Annotated in this window: 14 protein-coding genes; 11 read left to right on the top strand and 3 right to left on the bottom strand. The window is 76.3% G+C overall.

What is annotated here, in order from left to right:
• Window positions 1-16 precede the first annotated feature (16 nt).
• The 9 genes from QSK52_RS28680 to QSK52_RS28640 all read left to right on the top strand — a co-directional run bounded on the left by QSK52_RS28680 (window position 17) and on the right by QSK52_RS28640 (window position 9,640).
• Complete coding sequence (locus QSK52_RS28680) at window positions 17-976, top strand: ATP-binding cassette domain-containing protein (protein ID WP_285739096.1); 960 nt, start codon at window positions 17-19, stop codon at window positions 974-976.
• Window positions 973-1,989 (top strand): hypothetical protein, encoded by a 1,017-nt coding sequence (locus QSK52_RS28675; RefSeq protein WP_285739095.1) that lies wholly within the window; start codon window positions 973-975, stop codon window positions 1,987-1,989. The genes QSK52_RS28680 and QSK52_RS28675 overlap by 4 nt, the downstream gene beginning before the upstream one ends.
• 135 nt (window positions 1,990-2,124) lie before the next feature.
• Window positions 2,125-2,784: a winged helix-turn-helix domain-containing protein gene (locus tag QSK52_RS28670; protein ID WP_285739094.1), complete on the top strand. Its 660-nt coding sequence runs from the start codon at window positions 2,125-2,127 to the stop codon at window positions 2,782-2,784.
• A 4-nt stretch (window positions 2,785-2,788) separates the two neighbouring features.
• Window positions 2,789-3,538: an SRPBCC family protein gene (locus QSK52_RS28665; protein ID WP_285739093.1), complete on the top strand. Its 750-nt coding sequence runs from the start codon at window positions 2,789-2,791 to the stop codon at window positions 3,536-3,538.
• A gap of 44 nt (window positions 3,539-3,582) precedes the next feature.
• Window positions 3,583-4,155 (top strand): dihydrofolate reductase family protein, encoded by a 573-nt coding sequence (locus tag QSK52_RS28660; protein WP_285739092.1) that lies wholly within the window; start codon window positions 3,583-3,585, stop codon window positions 4,153-4,155.
• Between the two features lie 234 nt (window positions 4,156-4,389).
• The gene (locus QSK52_RS28655; protein ID WP_285739091.1) at window positions 4,390-5,856 is read left to right on the top strand and encodes an FAD-dependent monooxygenase; all 1,467 of its coding nucleotides are present in this window, start codon (window positions 4,390-4,392) and stop codon (window positions 5,854-5,856) included.
• Window positions 5,857-5,986: 130 nt separating this feature from the next.
• Entirely contained in the window at window positions 5,987-8,314 is a 2,328-nt protein-coding gene (locus QSK52_RS28650) for a SpoIIE family protein phosphatase (protein WP_285739090.1), read from the top strand.
• 100 nt (window positions 8,315-8,414) lie between these two features.
• Window positions 8,415-8,858: a hypothetical protein gene (locus QSK52_RS28645; RefSeq protein ID WP_285739089.1), complete on the top strand. Its 444-nt coding sequence runs from the start codon at window positions 8,415-8,417 to the stop codon at window positions 8,856-8,858.
• Between the two features lie 128 nt (window positions 8,859-8,986).
• Entirely contained in the window at window positions 8,987-9,640 is a 654-nt protein-coding gene (locus QSK52_RS28640) for a YoaK family protein (RefSeq protein WP_285739088.1), read from the top strand.
• A 75-nt stretch (window positions 9,641-9,715) separates the two neighbouring features.
• Here the strand turns inward: QSK52_RS28640 and QSK52_RS28635 are convergent, their stop codons facing one another.
• Window positions 9,716-10,609, bottom strand: a complete 894-nt coding sequence (locus tag QSK52_RS28635; protein ID WP_285739087.1) for a class I SAM-dependent methyltransferase — start codon at window positions 10,607-10,609, stop codon at window positions 9,716-9,718.
• Window positions 10,610-10,843: 234 nt separating this feature from the next.
• Here QSK52_RS28635 and QSK52_RS28630 point away from each other — a divergent pair, with 234 nt between their 5' ends.
• Window positions 10,844-11,146, top strand: a complete 303-nt coding sequence (locus QSK52_RS28630; RefSeq protein ID WP_285739086.1) for a hypothetical protein — start codon at window positions 10,844-10,846, stop codon at window positions 11,144-11,146.
• 255 nt (window positions 11,147-11,401) lie between these two features.
• On the top strand, window positions 11,402-12,037 hold the full coding sequence (locus QSK52_RS28625; RefSeq protein WP_285739085.1) for a carbonic anhydrase: 636 nt from the start codon (window positions 11,402-11,404) through the stop codon (window positions 12,035-12,037).
• A gap of 64 nt (window positions 12,038-12,101) precedes the next feature.
• Here QSK52_RS28625 and QSK52_RS28620 read toward each other — a convergent pair whose 3' ends face one another.
• Both QSK52_RS28620 and QSK52_RS28615 read right to left on the bottom strand, forming a co-directional pair.
• Window positions 12,102-14,849, bottom strand: a complete 2,748-nt coding sequence (locus tag QSK52_RS28620) for a serine/threonine-protein kinase (protein ID WP_285739084.1) — start codon at window positions 14,847-14,849, stop codon at window positions 12,102-12,104.
• Window positions 14,846-22,927 (bottom strand): hypothetical protein, encoded by an 8,082-nt coding sequence (locus QSK52_RS28615; RefSeq protein ID WP_285739083.1) that lies wholly within the window; start codon window positions 22,925-22,927, stop codon window positions 14,846-14,848. The genes QSK52_RS28620 and QSK52_RS28615 overlap by 4 nt, the downstream gene beginning before the upstream one ends.
• Window positions 22,928-23,034 lie beyond the last annotated feature (107 nt).

Below are 23,034 nucleotides of genomic sequence, written 5' to 3'. Positions count from 1 at the left end.
GGGAGCAGTGGAGAAATTGACGGACGATCAGTTCGCCGTGCAGGCAGTGGGGTTGGGGAAGAGGTTCGGCGGTGCGACCGGGCCGTGGGCGCTGCGCCACTGCGACTTCGCGGTGCCGACCGGGCGGATCTGCGGCGTGATGGGGCCGAACGGGGCGGGCAAGAGCACACTGTTCGCCCTGGCGGCCATGCTCTGCGCACCGTCGGAGGGTGAACTCCGGCTGTTCGGCAGTCCGTTGACCCCGGACGGACGCGGGGACGGGGACGGACTGCGGGCCCGGATCGGCTTCGCGGCGCAGGACAAGCCGCTGTACCGGTCCTTCACGGTGGCCGACACCCTGCGGATGGGCCGCGAGCTCAACCCGTCCTGGAACCAGGCCCTCGCCGAACGCGTGCTCCGGCTGGCCGAGTTGAAGCAGGACGCGAAGGTCGGATCGCTCTCCGGCGGCCAGCGCAGTCGGCTCGCCCTGGCCCTCGCCATCGGCAAGCAGCCCGAACTGCTGCTGCTGGACGAGCCGTTGGCCGATCTGGACCCACTGGTCCGGCACGACCTGCTGGGCGTCCTGCTGTCGGACGCCGCCGACCGCGGGACCACCGTGCTGATCTCCTCGCACACCCTGACGGAGCTGGAGGAGGTCGTGGACCACGTCCTGCTGCTCCACTCCGGCCGGGTGCGACTGGCGGGCGGGGTGGACGAACTGCTGGACGCCCACCGCCTGGTCTCCGGCCCCGCTGACCTGGAGCGCCCGCCGGGCGAGGCCGTCGAGTGGCGCGTCACCGGCCGCCGGGCCACGGGACTGCTGCACCACCCCGACCCGGCCCCGCCCCCCGCGCCCTGGACGCAGGAGCGCCCGCGCCTGGACGAGCTGCTGCTCGCCCACCTGCGCGGCGCCGCCGCCGGGCACGCCCAGAACGCCGACACCGGCGCCCCCACCACCGACCGTCCGTCCCCCGTCACCAGCGAGGCCGCCTCATGAGCACCGCACAACTGTCCGGCCCGGCCCCCGCCTCCCCCGGCACCGCCGAGGCCGGGGCGGACTCCTCCGGACGCCGCTCCCCGCTGCGCCCGTTCCGCCCGAGCGGCCTGACCTGGCTGGCCTGGCGGCAGAGCCGCACCGCCGCCCGGACGCTCGGCGCAACGGTGCTCCTCGCCGTCCTCGTCCTGCTGGTCGGCCACTTCGTGTTCCGGAGCACGCTGGGTGCGATCGACCCCGACAGCGCGCTGCTGCGCATCGGCCTGCTCGCCCACTTCACGGACCAGGTGGAACCGGCGATCTTCGTCCTGCCGGTCCTGATCGGCATGTTCATCGGTGCGCCGCTGCTGTCCCAGGAGCACGAGCAGGGCACGATCCGGCTGGTCCGCGTCCAGTCGGTGTCCCCGACCCGCTGGCTGCGGACCCGGCTGGCCGTTCCCGCGCTGCTGGTGCTGGTGTCGGTCGGCGCACTGGCGGCCGTGTCCACCTCGCTCTGGTACTGGGACGTCTACCGGCTCGACCCGCCGTCCGACCCGGCGTTCCAGGGGATGACCTACCCGGCGCTCGGCCTGGCCCCGGTCGCCTGGTCGCTGTACGCCCTGGCCGTCGGCGCGGCGATCGGCCAGTTCCTGCGCCGCACCGTGCTGGCGGTGCCGGTCACCGGTGTCGTCGTGGGCCTGAGCCAGGTGCTGGTGCACGCGGTGCGGGTGCACTTCCTCCCGCTCACCGACGCGCCCTCCTGGAAGACCTCCTGGAGCATGCAGTTCGTGCAGCCCTCCGGCTCCTGGGTGGTGGAGGGCGGCTACGTCCTGCCCGACGGCAGCCGGGTGGCCAACACCGTCTGCCTGGCCGGGATGGACTGCAACAGCCGCACCACCCTCTACCCCACCTGGGCCCGGGTCCACCCCGTCTCGCACCTGCTCCCGATGCAGTTGGTGGAGACCGCGCTGCTGGCCGCCGTCGCCGGGGTCGCGCTCTACCTCACCTTCCGCCGGGTGGCCCGCACGGCGCTCTGACCCGGCCGCCTGGCACCCCGCCCGCCCCGCACCCGCCCGTCCCGCACCCGCCGCTCCCGTCCAGCACCCCTCCGGTACCACACGGACAAATTCTTCCTCCTTGACAGGAAAAGTTGTCGGCGCCATCCTGGAGGGGTGCTGGACGTTGCCGTGATCGAAGAACCCGCCGCCGCCGAGGCCTCGTTGGACCCCATGCGGGCCCGCCTCCTCGCCGCCCTGGCCGAGCCCGGCTCGGCCGCCGCGCTGGCCGCCCGGCTGGGGCTGCCCCGGCAGAAGGTCAACTACCACCTGAAGGAGCTGGAACGGCACGGCCTGGTCGAACTGGCCGAGGAGCGCCGGAAGGGGAACATGACGGAGCGGGTGTACCGGGCGACGGCGGCCTCGTACGTGATCTCGCCCGCCGCGCTCGCCGCGGTCAGCCCGGACCCGTCCCGTTCGCCGGACCAGCTCTCGGCGCGCTGGCTGCTGGCGCTGGGTGCCCGGCTGGTGCAGGAGGTCGGGTCGCTGCTGACCGGCGCGGCCCGGGCCCGGCAGCGGGTGGCCTCGTTCGGGATCGACGCCCGGATCCGCTTCGCCTCGGCGGCCGACCGGGCGGCGTTCGCCGAGGAGCTCTCGCAGGCGGTCGCCGCCCTGGTCAGCCGCTACCACGACGAGTCCGCCCCGCAGGGCCGCGACCACCGGCTGGTGGTCGGCCTGCACCAGATCCCCACCGCCCCACCCCCCTCCCCCGACGACCCCGACGACCCCGACACCCCCCGTCCCCCCACCGACTCCCCCGCCCCGCAGGAGAACTGACGCCATGCCGCACCCCTTCGAGCTGGAATTCGAGCTGGCCCTGCCGGCCGACCCGGAGCAGGTCTGGGAGGCGATCGCCACCGGCCCGGGCATCGACTCCTGGTTCATGGGCCGCAACGAGGTCGACCCGCAGGTCGGCGGGTCGGCCTCGATGGAGACCGGCGGCCACCGGGAGACCTCCACCGTCACCGCCTACGAGCCGGGCAAGCGCTTCGCGACCCGCACCGAGCCGGGCGGGGACGGCCGCTTCATGGCCTTCGAGTACCTGATCGAGGGTCGCGACGGCGGCAGCACCGTGCTGCGGGTGGTGCACAGCGGCATGCTGGGCGACGACTGGGCGGACGAGTACGACGCGCTGCGCCGCGGCTGGCCGTTCCACCTGCACACGCTGCGCGAGTACCTGACGCACTTCGCGGGCCGCACCGGCGTCCCGGTGTTCGCCGTGCAGCCGACCGCCGGCCTGCCCGCCGACCGGGTCCGGGCCGCGCTGACCGCCGCCCTCGCCCTCCCGTCCGACCCGCCGGTCGGCACCCGGGTGCGCGCCGACCTGGCCGGACTTCCCCCGCTGGACGGCGAGTTGGTATGGTCGGACGAAGATCGTTTCGCCGTTCGCACCGCCGACGGCCTGTACTCCTTCCTGCACCCGGCGGGCGTGGTGCTGCTGTTCCACCACCTGTTCACCGAACGGTCCCCCGCCGCGCCCGAAGCCGCCTGGCAGCACTGGCTGTCCGCCCTGGCCGCTTCCGTCTCCTGACCCGAGCCGTCTTCCGTCCCTTCCCACAGAACGAGGTACCACCGATGCGCACGTTGATCAGCTCCGCCTTCGTCTCCCTGGACGGCGTGATGGAGGCCCCCGGCGGCGAGCCGGGCTACCGCAACTCCGGCTGGACGTTCAAGGACGTCGCGTTCGTCCCCGAGGCGTTCGAGATCAAGGGCCGGGAGCAGGAGGAGGCCGCCGCGATGCTGCTGGGCCGGGTCAGCTACCAGGCGTTCAGCCCGGTGTGGCCGGGGATGGTGGAGTTCGCCCGGTACAAGGACCTGCCGAAGTACGTGGTGTCGACCACCTTCGGCGAGGACGACCTGGTCTCCGACTGGGGGCCGACCACGATCCTGCGCTCGGTGGACGAGGTGGCCGCGCTGAAGGAGACCGAGGGCGGCCCGATCATCGTGCACGGCAGCGCGCGGCTGAACCACGCGCTGTCGGACGCGGGCCTGGTCGACCGCTACCACCTGCTGGTGTTCCCGCTGCTGCTGGGCGCGGGCAAGCGCCTGTTCAGCGACACCGACAAGGACGCGCAGAAGCTCGAACTGGTCGAGTCCGAGGCGTACTCCAACGGCGTGCAGAAGAACGTCTTCGACGTGGTCCGCTGAGCCGGACCCGTCGCACCCGCCTCCCGTCCCGGGGTTCCTCCGGGCGGGAGGCGACTGCTTTTCCGCCCCCGGCCCGCCCCTCCCGCCACTTCCAAGGTAGCGCGCCCCGGGGGCCTTGCCGCAAGGGCCGGTCGGTGGCCCAGAATGTCCGCTCGGAGGCGTGAACGGGAGCTTTGCGGGTCATTCGCCCGCAAGCTGACGGAAAATCACTTTTCGGGCGTTTTCGGAGGGTTGATGATCGACGTACTGGTGGTCGGCGGCGGGCCGACCGGGTTGATGCTGGCGTGCGAGCTGCGGCTGCACGGGGTGGAGGTGGTGGTCCTCGAGCGGTTGACGGCACCGACCGGGGAGTCCCGGGGGCAGGGGTTGCACGCGCGCAGCGTGGAGGTGATGGACCAGCGCGGGCTGTTGGAGCGGTTCCGGGCGGTGAGCAAGGAGTTCCGGGTCGGCGGGCTGTTCGCGGGCGAGGCCCGGGAGTGGCCGGAGGGGATGGACACGGCGCATCCGTACGGGCTGGCGACGCCGCAGCCGGTGACGGAGCAGTTGCTGTGGGAGCGGGCCGAGGAGTTGGGCGCGCAACTGCGGCGCGGCTGCGAGGTGGTGGGCCTGCTCCAGGACGAGGAGGGGGTGGCGGCGGAGCTGGCGGACGGCTCGCGGTTGCGGGCGCGCTGGCTGGTGGGGTGCGACGGCGGGCGCAGCACGGTGCGCCGGCTGGCGGGCGTGGCGTTCCCGGGCGAACCGGCGACGGTGCAGACGCTGCTGGGGCAGATGGAGGCCACGGAGGATCCGGTGCGGATCGCCGAGGTGGTGGCGGAGGTCCGGCGCACGGAGCTGCGGTTCGGGCTGCACCACGAGGGCGGCGGGGTGTACCGGGTGATCGTTCCGGCGGAGGGCGTGTCGGAGGACCGCGCGGCGCCGACGCTGGAGGAGTTCCGGTCCCGGCTGCGCGCGGTGGCGGGCACCGACTTCGGGGTGCACTCGCCGCGCTGGCTGTCCCGCTTCGGGGACGCGACGCGCCAGGCGGAGCGGTACCGGGCGGGCCGGGTGCTGCTGGCGGGCGACGCGGCGCACGTCCATCCGCCGACGGGCGGCCAGGGCCTGAACCTGGGCGTGCAGGACGCGTTCAACCTGGGCTGGAAGCTGGCCGCCGAGGTGGCCGGCTGGGCCCCGCCGGGCCTGCTGGACACGTACCACGCGGAGCGGCACCCGGTGGGTGCGGCGGTGATCGCGCACACCCGGGCGCAGATGACGCTGCTGGGCACCTCCCCGGGCGCGGTGGCGCTGCGCGGGGTGTTCGCCCGGCTGATGGACTTCCCGGACGTCAACCGGTACGTCACGGGCGTGATCTCGGGCGTGGACGTCCGGTACGACTTCGGCCCGGGCCCGGCCCTGCTGGGCCGCCGCCAGCGGGACGTGCAGCTGGTCGACGCCCCGCCGCCGGGGCGGCTGTACGGGCGGATGCACGCGGGGCGGGGCCTGCTGCTGGACCGCTCGGGGCTGCTGTCCGCGGCGGGTCGGGAGGACCGGGTGGACGTGCTGGTGGACGGCTGCCCGGAGCTGGGCGCCGCGGCGGTGCTGCTGCGTCCGGACGGGCACGTGGCGTGGGTGGGCGAGGAGCCGGGGGCCGGGGAGGGCCTGGAGGAGGCGCTGGCGCGCTGGTTCGGTCCGGCGGGGCACCCGGCGGGGCGTCCGGCGGGGTAGGGCGCCGGTCGGCGCGGTTGGCCCCGGCGCTCCCGCGCCGGGGCTTCCGTCCCGATGTGTTCGGGTTTGCCCGGTTCGACCTGGCACAGTGGGGTGGTCCTCCCGCCCGCCGAGCAGATCGAGGTTCCCGATGGCCGCGAACCCCACGGCCTCCCCCTCCCCGTCCCCGTCCTCCGCGCCCGTGCCCGTGGGCACCCCGTCCGCCCTCGGGCGGGTGGGGGGCGGACGGGCGGTGGGGGTGCTGCTGGCGGCGGCCGCGGTGTTCTACGTGGTGTCGCCGGTGCTGCAGGGCGCGGCGCTCCCGGCGGTGCGGGTGCGGTTCGGGCTGGGCCCGCAGCAGGTGGTGGCGATGAAGGTGGGCGGCGGCGCGCTGACGGTGCTGTCGCTGTTCGCCGCGGGCCGGGCGGGGGACGCGTGGGGGCGGCGCCGGGTGCTGGCCTGGTCGCTGGGGGTGCTGGCGGCGGGGCTGGCGGTCGAGACGGCGGCCTTCTCGGACTGGTCGTACCTGCTGGGCCGGACGGTGGTGGTCGTCGGGGTCTCGGCGGTGTTCGCGGGCTGCCTGGCCTCGGTGGCGGCGCTGAACCCGCCGGGCCGGATGCCGCAGGCGCTGGGCGGGTGGCTGGCGGTGATGTCGGCGGCGTTTTTCGCGGCGGCCAACCTGATCCCGCGGGCGCCGTCGATGCCGGGCCTGCGGGTGAGCGCGGGCCTGGGGGCGGTGGTCGCGGTGGGGCTGCTGGTGGCGGTGCTGCGGCGGCTGCCGGAGGCGGCCGATCCGCCGGCGCCGCTGGACCGGCTGTTCCTGGGCGCGCTGGCGGTGGCGCTGGCCGCGGCGGTGGCGGCGCTGCAGGTCGGCCCGGTGTGGGGCTGGGCCGATCCGCGCACGGTGGCGCTGCTGGCGCTGCTGCCGGTGGCGGCCGCGGTGGCGGGTCGGCGCCGGCGGCGGCACCGGTTCACGATGCCGCGGCGGATCGCCTCGATGGCGCTGGCGACGGGCGTGGCGGTGGGGTTCACCCAGGTCGCGCTGCTGCTGGCGCTGCCGGTGCTGACCGCGGCGTCCGGGATCGGGGTGGCGGCGACGGCGCTGATGGTCTCGGCGTACGGGGCGGGCGGGGTGGCGGGCTGCCTGCTGGTGCGGGGGCGGCGGATCTCGCCGGTGACGGGCTGCTCGCTGGGCCTGCCGCTGGCGGTGACCGGGCTGGCGCTGTGCCACGTGCTGCCGACGGGCACCGCGACCGGGATGCTGCTGGGCACGGTGGCGGCGGTGCTGACGGGGCTGGGCGTGATGATGGCGCAGGTGCCGCAGATGGCGTGGTTCCTGTCGGCGCTGCCGCGCGGCCGGCTGGGGACGGCGTCGGCGTTCCACCCGGTGTCGGTGCTGCTGGGGACGGCGGCGGCGCAGGCGCTGCCGGCCACCTCGGCGGTGAGCCTGGGGGCGAGCGGGCGGCAGGCGGAGAACGTGCTGTGGGTGGCGGCCGCGGTGGTGGCGGCGGGCGCGCTGATCGCGGGGCTGCCGGTGGTGGTGCTGGGGGTGGTGGGGGCGGCGGCGGGCGAGTGGCTGCTGGTGCGGGTGCTGGCCGGTCCGGAGCTGGCGCAGCGTCCGCTGGCGCAGGGTTCGGCGCTGGCGGTGGGGGTGGTGACGGGGCTCGCGGTGTGGGGGCGGCGGCAGCGGAGCGAGCGGCTGGCGGCGAGCCGGGCCAGTGCGGCGGCGCTGCAGGAGGCGGTGCTGCACCCGATCCCGGAGCGCCTGGGCGGCCTGCGGCTGGCGTCCCGCTACCAGGCGGCCACGGCGGGGACGGGCATCGGCGGGGACTTCCTGGAGGCGGTGCAGACCCCGCACGGGACGCGGGTGCTGATCGGGGACGTCCGGGGCAAGGGCCTGCAGGCGGTGCAGACGGTGACCGACCTGCTGGGGTGCTTCCGCTCGCAGGCGCACGAGACGGACGACCTGGGCGAGCTGGCGGCCCGGCTGGACCGGCACACGGCGCGCAGCGCGGCGGCCCGCGGCGACGAGGAGCTGTTCGCGACGGCCCTGCTGCTGCAGCACCGGGTCCCGGACGGGTACGTCGAGGTGGTGAACTGCGGCCACCTGGAGCCGCTGGCGCTGGGTCCGGCCCCCGCGGGGGCCCGCGAGGTGGCGGCCCCGGCGCTGCTGCCGCTGGGCTTCGGCGTGCTGGGCGGGGACGTGCCGGTGCCGCGGCGGGTGCCGCTGCCCGCCGGGGAGGTGCTGCTGCTGCACACGGACGGGCTGACCGAGGCCCGCAACGCCTCGCGCGAGTTCTACCCGGCGGCGGAGCGGCTGTCGGCGGCGTTCGGCCCGGCCGGTCCGGGTTCCCCGGCGGAGGTGCTGGCCTTCCTGGAGCGGGACGTGCGCGACTGGAGCCACCACCTGGCCGACGACGTCGCGCTGATCGCGCTCACCCCGGAGCCGCCCGCACCGTCACCCCATGGAGTGCATTGATCACGGAGTGCGGCGAAAGCGGGTAAGCGCGGCGGCCCGGGCGACTCCCCTCCTGCGAGCCGGCCGGAACCAGGCCGCCGCACCCGAAGGGAACCGTTCCATGACCGTCGTACCGCTCGACCCCGCCTCGCCCGCCTCGCACGCCGTCGGCATCGACTTCGACCAGACCCTGGTCGCCCACGACGAGGGCTGGCAGGACGGCCGGATCTACGGCAAGCCCGTCCCGGGGGCGATCGAGTCGCTGCACGCGCTGAAGCGGGTCCGTTCGGTGTTCATCATGACCGCCCGCCCGCGCCGCTTCCACCCCGCGGTGGCGGGCTGGCTGCGCGAGCACTCCGGTCTGGAGACGCTCGTCGACGAGGACCCCGAGCGCGCCTACTGGCAGGGCGACTGCCTGCTGGTGACCAACAAGAAGCTCGGCGCCGCCGTCTACATCGACGACCGGGCCGTCCGCTTCACCGGTGACTGGGGCAGCGCCCTCGCCCAGGCCCGGCACGCCATCGGGCTGCCAGCGGCGCCGGCACCGGCACCGCACCGCTGCTGACGCCGGGCCCGCGCCCGCCGCCGCGCCCGACCCGGTCGGACCCCGCCCGGCCCCGCCGGACCCGCCGCCACCGCGGCGGGTCCGGCACACTGCCGTACAGGCGTCAGCAGCCGTCCGGGAGGAGCGCCGTGAGCACACCGAAGGCCGTCGGGGCGGACCCCGGGGACGGCGACCCGTTGGCGCTCGCCCTGTTCGGGCTGACCGTGGTGAGCGGGCTGATCGACGCCGTCAGCTACCTCGGGCTCGGGCACGTCTTCGCCGCCAACATGACCGGCAACGTCGTCGTCATCGGCTTCGGCCTGGCCGGTGCGCCCGGCTTCTCCGTCCTCGGGTCGACCACCGCGCTGGCGGCGTTCCTGCTCGGTGCGGCCCTCGCCGGGCGGCTGACCGCCGGTCGGCTGCGGCCCGCGCTGGTCGCGGAGGGCGTGCTGCACCTCGCGGCGGCGGCCGTGGTGTTCGGGGTCGGCACCGGCGCGGTCGGCACCGGCGGGGCCGTCCAGTACGGGGTGATCGGGCTGCTGGCCCTGGCGATGGGCCTGCGCAACGCGACGGTCCGCAGCCTCGGCGTGCCGGACCTGACCACCACCGTCCTGACCATGACGCTCACCGGCCTCGCCGCCGAGCCCCGCTCGCCCCGTCGGCGGCGCCGCGTGCTGGCCGCGCTCACCATGCTGGCCGGGGTGGTGCCCGGCGCGGTGCTGGTGCTGCACCGGCAGACCGGCTGGGCGCTGGTCGCCGCGGCCGCGCTCACGGGCGCGACCGCGGCGCTCCACCGCGACTGAGCCGGGCGCCGCCGGGCCTCGGCGACGGCTCCGGCTCCGGGCGGTGGTGCGCCGCCGCCGCGATCGGACGCCGGGTCAACTGCCGTCGGAGCGGCCGGCGTCGGGGCGGGCGGCGTCCGGGCGGGCCGCGTCCGGGCGGCGCCACAGGACGGCCTCGCTGCCGGGCTGCCGGACCGAGAACCGGCCGGTGGGCGAGGTTCGGTGCAGCAGGGCGCGCAGTTCGGCCTCGAAGGCGGGCAGGTCGGCGCCGAACAGGTGCGGCGCGGAGGAGGACATCGACAGCACCCCGGCCACCACCTCGTCCGTGCCGCGCTCCAGCAGGCCGCCGCCGGGGACGACCAGCTTCTCGGGGCCGAGCAGCCCGGCCCGGGCGTAGACCAGCGACTCCCCGCCGAGGGTGCCGTGCGGCAGGACGCCGCGCCCGGCCCGGCGGACCGGGCCGAGGTGGCGGCGCACCAGGGCGTCGATCCCGGCCTGCGGCACCGGCGGGTACGGGAGCGGGCCGGTGGGGCGGGGCTCGTCCTTCCGGTCGGACAGGTGCACCAGCGTGCCGCCGGGGCGCAGCATGGCGCGGACGGTGGCGGCGACCGGGTCGCGGTCCATCCAGTGGAAGGACTGGGCGAACGCGACGACGTCGAACGTGCCGAGGCCGAGCGGGAGTTGCTCGGCGCGGGCGTGCAGCCAGCGGGTCCGCCCGGCGAGGCCGGTGCGGGCGGCGGCCCGGGCGGCCTCCTCGATCATCCCGGCGTCCGCGTCGACGCCGACGGTCTCGGCGAACCGGTCGGCGAGCTCCAGCGCGAGCGTCCCGGGCCCGCAGCCGACGTCGAGCAGCCGCCCGGTGCCGTCGAGCCGCAGCGCCACGGCGAGCGCCTCGGCCAGCCCGGGCGCGTACGGGAGGCGGCCGCGGGCGTAGTGCGGGGCCGCCCCCTGGAACAGCGTCTCGTCCCACTGCCAGCCGCCCTCGACCACGCACGCCTCCGCCGCCCGCTCCGACCGTTCCGCCCGGGCCGCTCGGACCCGGCCGCACCCGATCCTGGCACGGCCGCCGTCCGGTGCGTCCCCTGATTGCACCGATCGCCCTCTTGCCACTGCTTTCCGACGATGCGTCGCATGTGCGGTCAGCGGGCGCGGATCCGGCCATCCGGCCGTGACGGGGTGTCATCGGGGCCGTTCGGACGCGGGTCGGGCGGGCGGGATCCGGCCATGATTGCCCGCGATTGGCCTAGACCATTGACGGTGATCGGGCCGTGGACGGAGGATCACTCGTGCCGGGGACGGAGCGGCCACGTCCACTCCCGACCCCTCTGCCACCGGCTCCCCCCACTCACCGGCAAGGGCTGCCCGTCCTCCTACAGCAACCTCGCCGACGGCGGCACGTACACCCAGACCCTGATCAAGAAGTTCGTCGCTCCCAACGGGCTCCAGTACGGCGACTACAGCGTGGTCTTCCACAACTCGGCGGGCGTCAAGTCCACCCTGCCGGCGCGCGAGTACCGCTGCTACTGACCGCCCCCGGGCCACCGCCGGACGGCCGTCCCCGCTGCTCCCCCTCGCCGGTCAACGGCCGTCCGGCGGGCGACCCGGGTCGGTGGTATTCGTACCAGCTGCCCGGAATCGGTGCGGTTATCGACCTCCGGGCACCGGCAACCGGACGGTTTCGGCCGCTATCACCCGTTTGATCATGGCTTGCTGCCGGTGCCGGAGGGTCCAGGGGGTGGCCCGGGCGCGACCGGCGGCAGCCCGGGCACGTAATCTGCGAGCATGACTGACGCCGCACACCTCACTCCCCAGGCCGCCTTCGAGATGCTGTTGGCGGGCAACGGCAGGTTCGTCGCCGGTACTCCGCAGCACCCGAACCAGGACGCCGCCCGCCGCGCCCAGACCGCCCCCTCCCAGACCCCGTTCGCCGTACTGTTCGGCTGCTCCGACTCCCGGCTCGCCGCCGAGATCATCTTCGACCAGGGCCTCGGCGACCTGTTCGTGGTCCGCACCGCCGGTCACGTGCTCGGCCCCGAGGTGCTCGGCAGCATCGAGTACGGCGTGAGCGTGCTCGGCACCCCGCTGGTGATCGTCCTGGGCCACGACTCCTGCGGCGCGGTCGGCGCGACCCGGGAGGCGGTGGCGGTCGGCGCCAGCGGCGAGGGCTTCGTCCGCGACGTGATCGAGCGGGTCACCCCGAGCGTGCTGGCCGCCAACGCGGCCGGCTACACCGAGAACTCCGACTTCATCGACGAGCACATACGGCACACCGTCGCCCTGCTGCTCGACCGCTCCCACACCATCGCCGCCGCGGTCGCCGCGGGCACCGCCGCCGTGGTGGGCCTCTCCTACCGCCTCGTCGACGGCACCGCCCACCTGGTCACCACCCGCGGCCTCGACCTCCCCGCGGCCGCCTGACCTCCGCAGGAGCGCCACCGCCACCGCCGCCCGGCCGGACCCCTCCGGCCGGGCGGCGGTGCGTTCAGCCGACCGCCGCCGCGACCCGGCGCGCGAACTCGGCGGCGCTCCACCCGGGCCGCGCCTCCCACGGACGCAGCGCGGCGGCGACCAGGGCGGCGAGCCCCCGGCCCGCGCCGTGCTCCAGGAGCAGGGGGGCGGCCCGCTCGTGCGCCCGCAGGTGGGTCGGGTCCTGCCCGGTGAGCAGCCAGTGGGCGACCGCGCCGAGGGAGTAGAGGTCCGCGGCGCGGCTGCGCCGGGTGTCGCCGGAGCGGATCTCCGGCGCCACGTACGGCGAGGGGTCGTGCGAGAACAGCCGGGAGACCGCGGCGGTGGTCGCCCCGGGCACCCGCATCCACTCCAGCATCGACACCTTGACGTAGGGCCCCGGCGGGGCGCCGGGCGGCGGCGGGCACAGGTACGCGGAGTCGGGCGAGAGGTGGCGCAGCACCACGTCGGCGCCGTGGAGCTCGGTCACCGCGGCGGCGAGCGCGGTGAGCGGGCCGACGGCCCCGGCGGCGGGCAGCGGGGCGGGCAGGCGGCGCAGCGGGTGGTCGTGCTCCCAAGCGTAGGCGATCAGCAGGTGCGGTTCGACCTCGGAGGTGTCCCGGGGCAGCCGGACCGGCCGGAAGACCCTGGCGGCCAGGGCGGGGCGGTCGGCGAGCGTCCGGGCCACGGTGTGGGTGCGTTCGCTCAGTGCCCCGCGCAGCCGGACCGCCTCGTCCCGCGGCAGGGTGGTCATGTTCTCGCCGATGACCTTGAGGTGGTACGGCAGGCCGTTGGCCTCGGCCCGGTACGCCTGCCAGCCGTCGCCGATGGCGTGCAGCGCCTCCAGCCGGAAGCCGGAGAGGACCTCGGGGGTGGCGATCTCCCCGACCAGGCGCCGCAGGCACGCCTCGAACTCCGGCGGCCGGTCGTTCCCGGGGGCGAGGGCGCGGACGCGCGCCAGCAGCTCCCGCGGCTCCTGGGAGACCAGGGTCGCGGCGGCGTCCGAGGTCGGACCGGTGAGCGCGGGGACCCGGGGGACGACCAGCAGGCAGGCGCTGCGCCCGGGCCAGCCGATCTGCCGCTGCAGGGCGGGGGCCAGTTGGCGCAGCAGGGGCAGCGGCGAGTGGGTGGTGTAGGCGCGGGTGACGCCGGGGCCGGGCGGCCAGGTGTCGGCGGCCGGGTCGAGCCCTTCGGGGAGCTGCCAGTTCTTGCACTCGACGGCGATCAGCAGGTCACCGCGCAGGACCACGCAGTCGACGTCGGTGTCCCGGCCCCGGCGGTCGGCGCGGGCGGCGACGATGACGGCGTCCGCCGGGTCGAGGCCCTTGGCCAGGGTGTGGGCGACCCGGCGCTCCTGTTCGGTGCGGTAGGGGCCCAGTTGGTGGAGCCTGGCGCCGCGCGGGGCGGGCGCGGCGGCGGACACCGTCGGTGCGGCCGGGACGGGCGGGGCGACGGGGAGGGGCGGGACCTGCGGGGTCGCGGCGGCGGTGGGGGCCGCGGGCCCGCCGTCGAGGGCCGCCAGCAGGGCGGCCGCGGTGGGGCGCTGCCGCTGGTCGCCGAGCGCACGCTGCAGGGCCCGGCGCCAGCGGTCGGGGAGGTCGGCGGGCAGGGGCGCGGGGGCGGTCGGCGGGTGCTCCTCGGGGTCGCTGCCGCGCAGCAGGGCGGTGGTGACCGAGGCCCAGGACCAGATGTCGGCGGCCTGCGGGACGGTGCGCTCCCGGCCCTGCCGGATCTCGGGGGCGACGTGGGCGTTGTGGACCTCGGTGCGCAGCAGGTCCGTCCCGCCGCTGCGGCCGCCGATCCGGGCGTGGACGGCGCCGACCAGGGTGACCGTGCGGCCGTCCTCGTCGGGGAAGACCAGTTCGGGCCGGATCGACTGGTGCACGACGCCCAGGGCGTGCCGGTCGGCGAGGGTGCGCAGCAGCGCCAGGGAGTGCCGCAGCGCCTCGTCGGTGCCCGGGCCGGTGCGCAGGCGGGCGGCGAGGCTGTCGCCGGGCGGCAGGGGCGACGGGACGACGAGGCGGGTGCCGTTCTCGACGGTGAACGGGGCGAGCAGCGGTCCGCGGGAGGTGCGGTGCGCGACGTCGTGGTCGCGGGCGGTCCCGGCGCCGACCGGCCCGATGAGCAGCGCGACCCGCTGCCGGTGCCCGGCGGGGTCGGTGTGGACGCCCTCGTGCACGACCCAGCTGTCCTGGTAGGTGAGCACCCGGCCCTGCCGGTAACCGTTCTCCGGCCAGGTCCTGGGCAGCCGCGGGTTCAACCGGTGTCGGACCTCCCGCGGGTGCGGGGTCGGCCGGACCGGGACCAGGCCCGCCAGCCAGCGGCCGAGCGCGCCCAGCGGCACCAGGGCGTCCCGGGCGCCGAGCCGCACCGGGGTGACGTCGGCGTCCTCGTAGTGGACCACCACGCCGCGGGTCTCGACCTGCCGTCCCAGTCGGCTGTGCAGCACCGACTGCTTGTGCCGGATCCGGGCGAACGGGTTGGGCACCACGGTGCGGACGGCGTCCCGTTCGTGGTGCCAGTGGTAGGCGGCGGAGTGGCCCAGCACCCGGCCGCCGGAGGCCGGCAGCAGGTGGACGACGACGGCGAGGCCGGGCAGCAGCACGACGGCGTCGTCCTCGGTCGGGTACGCGTAGGACTCGTGATCGCCGGACGGCGAGTGGTGGGGCAGCACGATCCGGTCGGGGGCGGGCGGCAGGGCCGCGGCGAGGCGGGCCGGCCAGCCGGTGCCCGCCCCGGCGCCGGGGCGGGGACCCGGCAGCGGGCGGGGGGCGGGGGCGGTCATGTCCGGAGCACGCTCCTCAGTTCGGCGGCCAACTCCTCGGCGCTGTCGAAGCGGTGGGCCGGGACGGGGCTCAACGCCTCGCGCAGGATCGCGGACAGGGACAGTGCGGCGTTCCGCCGGATGGCCCGGAAGTGGTCGTCCAGCGGGGGGCGCCCGTCCGGCTCGAACGGGTCCGGGGGCTCGTCCCGGCAGTGGCTGAACCGCCTGCGCTCGGGGTGCACGAGTTCGAACAGGGTGGCGGCCAGCAGGTACGCGTCGTCCGCGGCGAGCACGCCCCGCGGCTCGCCCAGGTCGAGGGTCCGCTGTTCGGGGGAGGCGTAGTTCTCGTCGCAGGACTGGGTGGCGAAGACCGGGCTGACCCGGCCGCCGAGGTTGCCGCCGCCCCAGTCCAGCACCGTCACCCGGCCGTCGGGGGCCAGGACGAGGTTGTCCGGCTTGAGGTCGCCGTGGGTGAGGCCGCCCTCGCGGTAGGCGCGGGCGACGATGTCCGCGGCCTCGACCACCCAGCCCACGGCCTGCCGCCACTCGTAGCGCAGGCGGTCGTACTGCCGGACGCGGTCGCCGAGGGTGGTGCCCTCCGTCCACTCGAAGACGAACCACCTGTCGTGCACCGTGCCGCACTCGCGCAGGAGCCGGGGCACGCCGCTGCTCACGCTCTCCTGCAGGGCGTCGAACCTGGCCTGCAGGGCCTCGCGGGTGTCCGGGTCGCCGGTGGGGTTGAGCAGTTTGGCCACCGCGGCGCGGCCGTTCAGGGTCACCTTCCGGGCGGCGGCGAAGCCGTCGACCAGTTGGTGCCCGAGCGCCTCGCCCAGGACGAAACCGGCCCGGCGCAGGGCCTCGGCCGGGTCCTCGTCCCGGTGCGGTTCCGGCTCCGGCGCGGTGCCGGGGCCGGGCGGTTCGGCGGCGCGGCGGCGGGCCCTGAGCTGCTGGCGGGCGTGCCGTTCCTTGAGCCACCGGTAGATCAGGAGGTTGGACCACACCCAGTCGCTGTGCCCGTCGCGCCGGATCAGGCCGAGTTCCTTGATCCGGTCGAGGCCGCGGTCGACCTCCGGGTCGGTGTCCATCTCCACGGCGTCGTCGCCGATGGTGGGTTCGTCCGGGACGGTCTCGTGCTCCAGCAGGTGGGAGACGGCCCGCTCGATGCCGGGCTCGCCCTGCAGGTCCGCGATCGGCCGGATGACGTCGGGGTCCTCCAGCAGCAGCCGGGCCGCGAACTCCACGTCCTCCGGGGTGAGGATGGAGGCCCTGCGGTGGGCGAGCTGGGTCGCCAGCCGCTCGCCCATGCAGTGCACGTGGAAGGGGTAGCCGCCGGTGTACGCCACCAGGCGCTCCACCGCGGCCTGCTGGATGAGGATGCTGTCGTCGAAGCCGCGCCGGAAGATCATCCGGGCCTGGTCGGGCTCCATGAACCCGACGGCGAACGCCTTGATCTCGTCGGTGAGGGTGCTGTCGTGGGGCACCAGCCTGGCCTTGAGGCTCTCGAAGCTGCAGGAGCCCAGGGTCAGCAGCAGCAACGGCACGGCGGGGTCGGCCGCCATCCCCCGCAGCTGGTCGCCCAGGTGCGCGATCGACTTCCCCGCCTCCTTCACCCGGTCGAGCAGCCGCTGGAACTCGTCGATCATCAGCAGCAGCCGCCACTCGGCCACGCCCTCGAACCGGATCCCGGTCAGCCACTTGCGGAAGCCGTGGCCGCTGTCGGGCAGCCGCTCGGGGCGGTGGACGCCCGCCGGCCAGGACTTCTCCAGCTGGTCGGCGATCACCTCGGCGAGCCACGTCCACAGCGGGGGGCTCTCGCCGGGGATCCACAGTTCCCCGTTGACGTCCACGGCGACGACGCCGGGCAGCGGCCACTCGGCCGGGTCGGCCGGGAGCGGGTGGGCCGTCAGCGAGCGGGCCAGCGTGGTCTTGCCGACCTGCCGCGGCCCGTGCAGGAACCGCACCGTCGCGGCCCGCCGGTTGCTGTAGTTGTTGCGCAGTTCGGCGAGCTCGCTCTCCCGGGGGACGTGCATCCGCTCGTCGGCGGGGATGCTGGGATGGAACCCGTGCTCGCCCAGCCCCCGCTCCGAGCGGACCTCCACCGGGTACGCGACCTTGAGGCTCTCCGGGGCGTCCTCGCCGGGGCGGAAGAGCGCGAGGTCGAGCTCCACCCGGTCGACGCCGCACAGCTCGTCGACCCGGAAGACGACCTGCTGCCGGCCGCGGAGCAGCTCCACCTCGACGTCCAGCGAACCGTTCCAGTCGATCCGCAGCAGGCCGTGGTCCTCCTGCAGCTCCACCGTCAGGCGGACGTGCAGCGGGCCCTCGCCGTGACGCCACAGCTCGGCCTCGGAGACCGTGAACGCGGCCTCGACCCGGGCCGGCAGCAGCAGGCGGCCGGACTCCTCCCACAGCCGGTAGGTGACCTTGCTGACCCGCCGCACCACCTCGCGCAGCGTCGGGTCGCCGACCCGGCCGCACAGGTCGAGGGCCTGTCGGCGCAGGGCCATCAGCCGGCCCCGGCCCTCCTCGTCGGTGATGTCCTGGGCGAGCTGGTGGTTCCAGACCTCGACGAGCCGGTCGACGTTCCCCACGTCCTGACCGCCGTGGGCCACCGAGCGCAGCGACTCCGCGACCCGCTCCAGGCGGTGCCCCGTCTCCAGCGGCGCCTGCACCACGTCGGCGGCCTCCAGGGCGGCCACCTCCGCGTTCAGGTCGAGCAGCAGGCTCTCGTGGGCGACGTCGTCGCCGCGCAGGATCTCCAGCTCCCGGGTGCGCATGGGCAGGCCGAGGTCCTGCTTGGTGCCCAGGGCGTCCCGGTGCGCCGCCGGGTCGCCGCTGCCGCGGGCCGCCTGGATCCACTCCTCCACGGCGGTGGCCAGCCTCGGCCGGCCGGGCCGCACCGACAGTTCCAGTGCCACCTCCCGGTAGGCCTGCGCGGCCTGCTGGCTGTCCCCGTCCTGCCAGAGCATCCGGGCGTACAGCCAGCGGGCCTCCGGCGAGGTGCCCCGGCGCTGTTCGAGCAGGGAGCGCATCAGTCGCAGCCGGCGGTGCGAGGGCTGGTCGCGGCGCAGTTCCTCGGAGCGGGCGTTGGCCACCTTGTCGAGGTGGGCGCCGCGCAGCAGGCCGGGGACCAGCATCAGGTGGTCGGGGCGGCGGGCCTGCAGCGCGTGGTGCACGATCTCGTTGACGTGCGGCATCTGGCGGACCAGGCACCGGTGCGCCTGCTCGACCAGGGGGCCGTCGCCGGCGTCGTGCCCGAGCAGCAGGGCCACCACCGCGAACATCCGGCCGAGGCCGGGCGGGCGCTCGGTGGCGACGGACAGCAGGGTGCGGGCGGCGGCGCCCGGGTCCTCCAGGTGGTGGAGTTCGAGTCCGGCCTGGGCCAGCGCCAGTTCGGTCCGGCCCAGGCCGAGGTCCTCGGTGCGCATCCGGGCGAGTTCCTCGACGGCGGCCGTGCTGCCGCCGAGGGCGTGGGCGGTCGCGGTGCGGGGGCGGATGAAGACGGTGCTGAACAGGAAGCCGTCGACGAGCTGCCGGGCGAGGCCGGGCTGGCCGGTGCGGAGCAGGGCCAGCGCGAGGTCGGCCGCGATCACCTCGTTGCGCGGCTGCGCGTCGTACGCCGTGCGCCAGGCCCGTTCCGCCTCGTGCCAGCGCCCCGCCCCGGCCGCCTCCAGGCCCGCGACGAACGCGGCCCGGGCGGCGGGGACCGTCCGGTCGAGGTGCTCGGGGGTGATCGACCGCACGGCGGGGTGGACGAACCGCTCGGCCTCACCGGCCAGGCCGTCGACCAGCGGGGAGCAGAGCGTGCGCACGTCCCGGATCAGCTCCGCGAAGCCCGGCGATCCGGGGCCGCTGAGCACCAGTCTCCTGCGCAGGGCCTCGGCCGTGGCGCGGTCCTCCCACTCGCCGGGTTTGACCCGGGGCGGCAGGGCGGCGGGGGCGGCGGGCGCCTCCCGGGCCGGGTCGGCGAGCGGGTCCGCGGGCGGGCCGGCGGGCGGGTCCGCGGGCCGCTCCGGACTCTCCCGGACCGGCGGGCGGGGCGCCGCGGGCGGGGCGGTGCCGACCGGGGTGGAGGCGTTGCGCCCGGCGATCAGGCCGCCGGGCGAGGGCCGCCCCAGGGCGCGGAAGATCTGCTCCAGCTGGGCCTTCTCCTCGGGGTCGGGGGCCGTCCAGTGGCTGATCCTGGCCTGCAGCTCCAGCGTGTCCGCCGCCGCCTCCAGCAGCCCCAGCCGGGCGTAGGCGGCCGCGACGTTCCAGGCCGACGCGGCCCCGATCCAGAGCCGGTCCGCGTGGCGCCGGTAGAGCTCCAGGGCCTCTTCGGCCCGCTCGCCGAGCACCAGGGCCCCCAGGGCGTGCGGGTAGGCGACCACGTGCCCCGCTTCCACGGCGGCGCACCAGGCGTCGGCGGCCCCGGCGGGGCCGAGCAGTTGCTCGCTCTCCTGCGCCCGGTGCAGCGCGGACGTCCCGCCGTCCGCGGGTGCGGACGGCACGAGGTGGGTGAGCCGCGGCCGGAGCGGCACCGACCGGTCCGGGGCGGGCCGCACCGGCAGGTCGGGCAGCGGGGGCCTGGTGGCGGCGGCCAGCCGTTCCGCCTCCCCGTGCTGTCCGGCGGCGCGCAGCAGCCCGACCACCCGGTGCCAGATCCGCGGGAGCTGGGCGGGGCGGCACCACTCGGCGGCCTCGGTCAGCAGCCTGGCGGCCTCCGCGTGGTCGCCGAGCTCCTCCAGGACGGCGGCCAGGCGCTCGGCCAGTTTGGCGTCCCCGCCGGCCAGGGTCTGTTCGACGAGTCCGGCCGGGAGTTCGTGGTCGGGCTGCTCGGCGACCCGGTCGACCACCAGGCCGAGGAGGGTCAGGCAGGCCCACGGGGCGGTCTGCTCCAACTGCCGGGCCACCCGCAGCAGGGCGGCCGGTCCCTGCTCGTCGAGCAGCCGTCGGACCGCTTCGAGCAGCGCGGCCTTGTACTGCGGGCCGTTGAGGGCGTACTGGACGACGCGCTGCTCCGGCGACGGGGTGTGGCTGCCGGCGGTCGGCGGGGCGACCGGGCGGCCGCCCGGGACGCCGATCCGCCGGTCCAGCTGGGCGATCCAGTCGACGGGGCCGCCGAGCAGGACGGCCCGCCGGCGCATGTCCAGGGCGGTGCTCTGCCGTCCGGCCGCGACGGCGACCAGGCCCGCCTCGTAGCACAGCCGCCAGTCCTCCTCGCCGAGGGCGCGGCGCCGGGCGACCAGGTCGAGCGCGTCGTCCAGGCGGCGGGCCTCGCGCCAGATCCGCATGAGGAGCAGTCGGCCCGGGGCCCGGGGGGCCGCCTCCACCAGGGCGCGCAGCAGTGCCTCCGCGTCGGCCCGGCGGTCGGCCGTGTGCAGCTTCTTCGCCAGCGACTCGTACTGCTGGACGGTGCTGCTGGCGATCCGGACCAGCGGGCGGGGGCCGGAGGCGGTGGCGCCGTGGGCGGGCGGCGGCACCGGGCGGCCGGCCGCGGCGAGGAACTTCGCCGCCAGCGGCCACACGGCCGCGGGCGGTTGGTCACCGCCGTCGAGGGCCTGTTCCAGGACCCGGGCGGCCCCCTCCGCGTCCTGGGACAGGGCGAGGGCGCAGGCCCGGTTCCACAGCATCCAGCCGGACGGGTCGGGGGGCAGCAGGGTGTCCGCCCAGTCGACGGCCAGGTCCGCGCCGCCCGCCCGGCAGGCCCAGCCGACGGCGCACGCCGCGGCGGCGGCCCGGGCCGCGGGGCCGGGGGCGTCCGCGGACCAGGCGGCGAAGGCGTGCGCGGCCTCCAGCGGGCTGTCGGTGCGGACCAGGGCGGCCCGCAGCCCCTCCGGCAGGGTGTCGGAGGCCGGCAGCAGCAGGTCCTCGTGCAGCAGGACCGGCGGCAGGGCGGGGTCCTGCGCGCGGGCGGGCCCGCTCCGGGGCGGCGGGACGGGGGCGCTCGCGGGGCGTCCGGAGTTCGCGATCCGGCGGTCGAGCTGCTGCAGGTGCTGGGCGGGGGCTCCGGAGCGGGCCAGCTGGGCGCGCAGTTCCTCGACCCGGCGGGTGTCGCCGCTGTCGACGGCGACCAGGGCGAGGTCGAACTCGAGCATCCAGTCGACGGCGCCGCGGGCGCTCATCCGGGCCACGAAGCGCTCGGCGTCGCCCAGGCGGTGCTCCTCCCGGTAGATCTTCATCAGCAGCGAACGGCCGGGCGCCATCGGCGCCACCTCGGTGAGGGCCTCCAGGAGGAGTTCGGCGTCGGGGGTGCGGCCGTTGAGCCTCAGCTGCTTGGCGGTGACCTCGAAGCGCTGCGCGGTGAGCACGTCGATCCGGACGTCCGGCGGGGTCCCGCCCTTGGGCGGCGGGCGGAACGGGCAGGGGTGCCCGGCGGCCCGGTAGAGGTCCAGGACGGGCTGCACGGCCAGGTGCGGCGGGCTGTCCCCCAGCCGGGCGACGGCGTCGAAGGCGGCCACCGCCCCGTCGAGGTCGCCCAGGGCGGCGCGGGCGCAGCCCTCGTTCCAGTACGAGGCGGCCGAGCGGCCGAGCAGCCCGGCGAACCGGCCGTGCTGCCGGAGGGCGTCCTCGGGGCGCCCGTCGAGGACCGACCAGCCCAGGGCGCACACCGCTCCGGCCCGGTGCACCGGTCCGGAGCCGGTGGCGGCCAGTTCCTCGAAGAGTTCGGCGGCCCGCCTCGGGTCGGCGGCGCTGCGCAGGGCCCGGGCCAGCATCGGGTGCCACGGGTCCTCCAGCAGTTCCACCTGCAGCACGACGGGCGGCACCTTGAAGGAGGCGGCGCCGCCCGCGGCGGGGCGGCGGGCGCTGCGCACCGGGGCCAGCTGCTGGACCATCTCCTCGACCATGTCCAGCAGTTGGGAGGCGGCCTCCTCGTCCGGGGTGCGCTGCGCGGTGTCGACGATCGCCGCCAGGCGGGCCGCCGCGGCGCCCGCCTCGCCGCCCTGCTCCTCGTCGTCGGGCTCGGCACCGCCCGCGCCCAGTTCGGCGAGCCGTTCGTTGAGGGCCCTGGTCCGTTCCAGGCGGCGGCCGCGCTGCACCAGCGGGCGGGCGAGTTCGAGGAACGACTCGACCTGCCCGGTCCGGCCGCGGACGACCTCGGCCCGGACCTCCTCGAGGAGTTCCAGCAGTTCGGGGCTGTCCCCGACGTGCCGGGCGACGCCGTCGAGGCGGCTGCGGATCGACGCCAGGTGGGTCTGCGCCTCGGCCACCACGCCGCCGGTGCGGCCGGTCTCGCCCAGGGCCAGCGCGGGACGGAGCGCCTCCTCGGTGTCCAGCGGCGCCAGGTGCTCCTCCAGCAGGTCCAGCACCGGCTGGACGTCGAAGGGGACGGGCTCCCCCTCGGCCAGGTCGAGCAGCACCAGGGGCAGCAACGCGCGGGCGGGCGAGGGGAGTCGGTCCGTCTCGTCGGCGCCGGGACGGACCGCCGCCGGGGGCGGGGACTGCCGCACCAGGTCGGTCAGGTCCACCACCTCGCGCATCCGGGCGGCGACCCGGGCGGCGGTGTCGATGGTCTGCTGGTAGCGGACGCCGCCCATGGTCAGCGGCTTCAGCAGGGCGTTGTTGATCGACTTGACCGCGTCGGCGGGCGACCTGACCAGCAGCAGGCAGCTCTCGGGCCCCTCCTCCGTGAACGCCTGCAGCGGCCGCAGGAACAGCTCCCGCCCCATCACGCGGTTGGCCGCCGCCGCCTCCTGCACCTCCGCGGTGAGCCGGCGCCGCGCCTCGTGCAGCAGCCCGCTCTGCGCCGCCTGCAGGGCCGGTCGGCCGCCCGCCGAGACGATCGGCTGCAGCAGCAGCTTCAACGCGTGCGGCAGCGCCTCGTCGGAGAGGAACGCCCCGGTGGCGAACCGGCCCGTCCAGGCGAAGTGCCAGAAGTCGAGCAGCGCCCCCACCCCGTCGGGGTCGGCGGCGGTGAACGCGTTGGCCAGCGACTCGACGTGCCCCACCGCGAGCGACTTCTCCGGCGCCACCGCGTGCGCGTGGAAGATCGCCTCCCGCGCCACCACCACCGCGACCGGGGCGGCGACGGTCGCGAGCCCCCGCTCCCCGGGGCCGTCGGCGGCGATCGAGGCCGCCCACCCCTCGACGGCCGACGGCCACGCGACAGCGTCACTCACCCGTGCACCCCCAGGAACCCAAGGTCCGGCGAACGCCTGACGCCACGTCAGACCACCACGGGGAAAACCCTATCGGAACGTCGTGCGCCAGTTCCCCGGGTCGACGC

It is taken from the genome of Kitasatospora phosalacinea, assembly GCF_030268885.1.
Classification (GTDB): Bacteria; Actinomycetota; Actinomycetes; order Streptomycetales; family Streptomycetaceae; genus Kitasatospora; species Kitasatospora phosalacinea_C.
The sequence above is the reverse complement of the archived record's forward strand: the minus strand, read 5'-3'. Positions and strand labels throughout refer to the sequence as shown.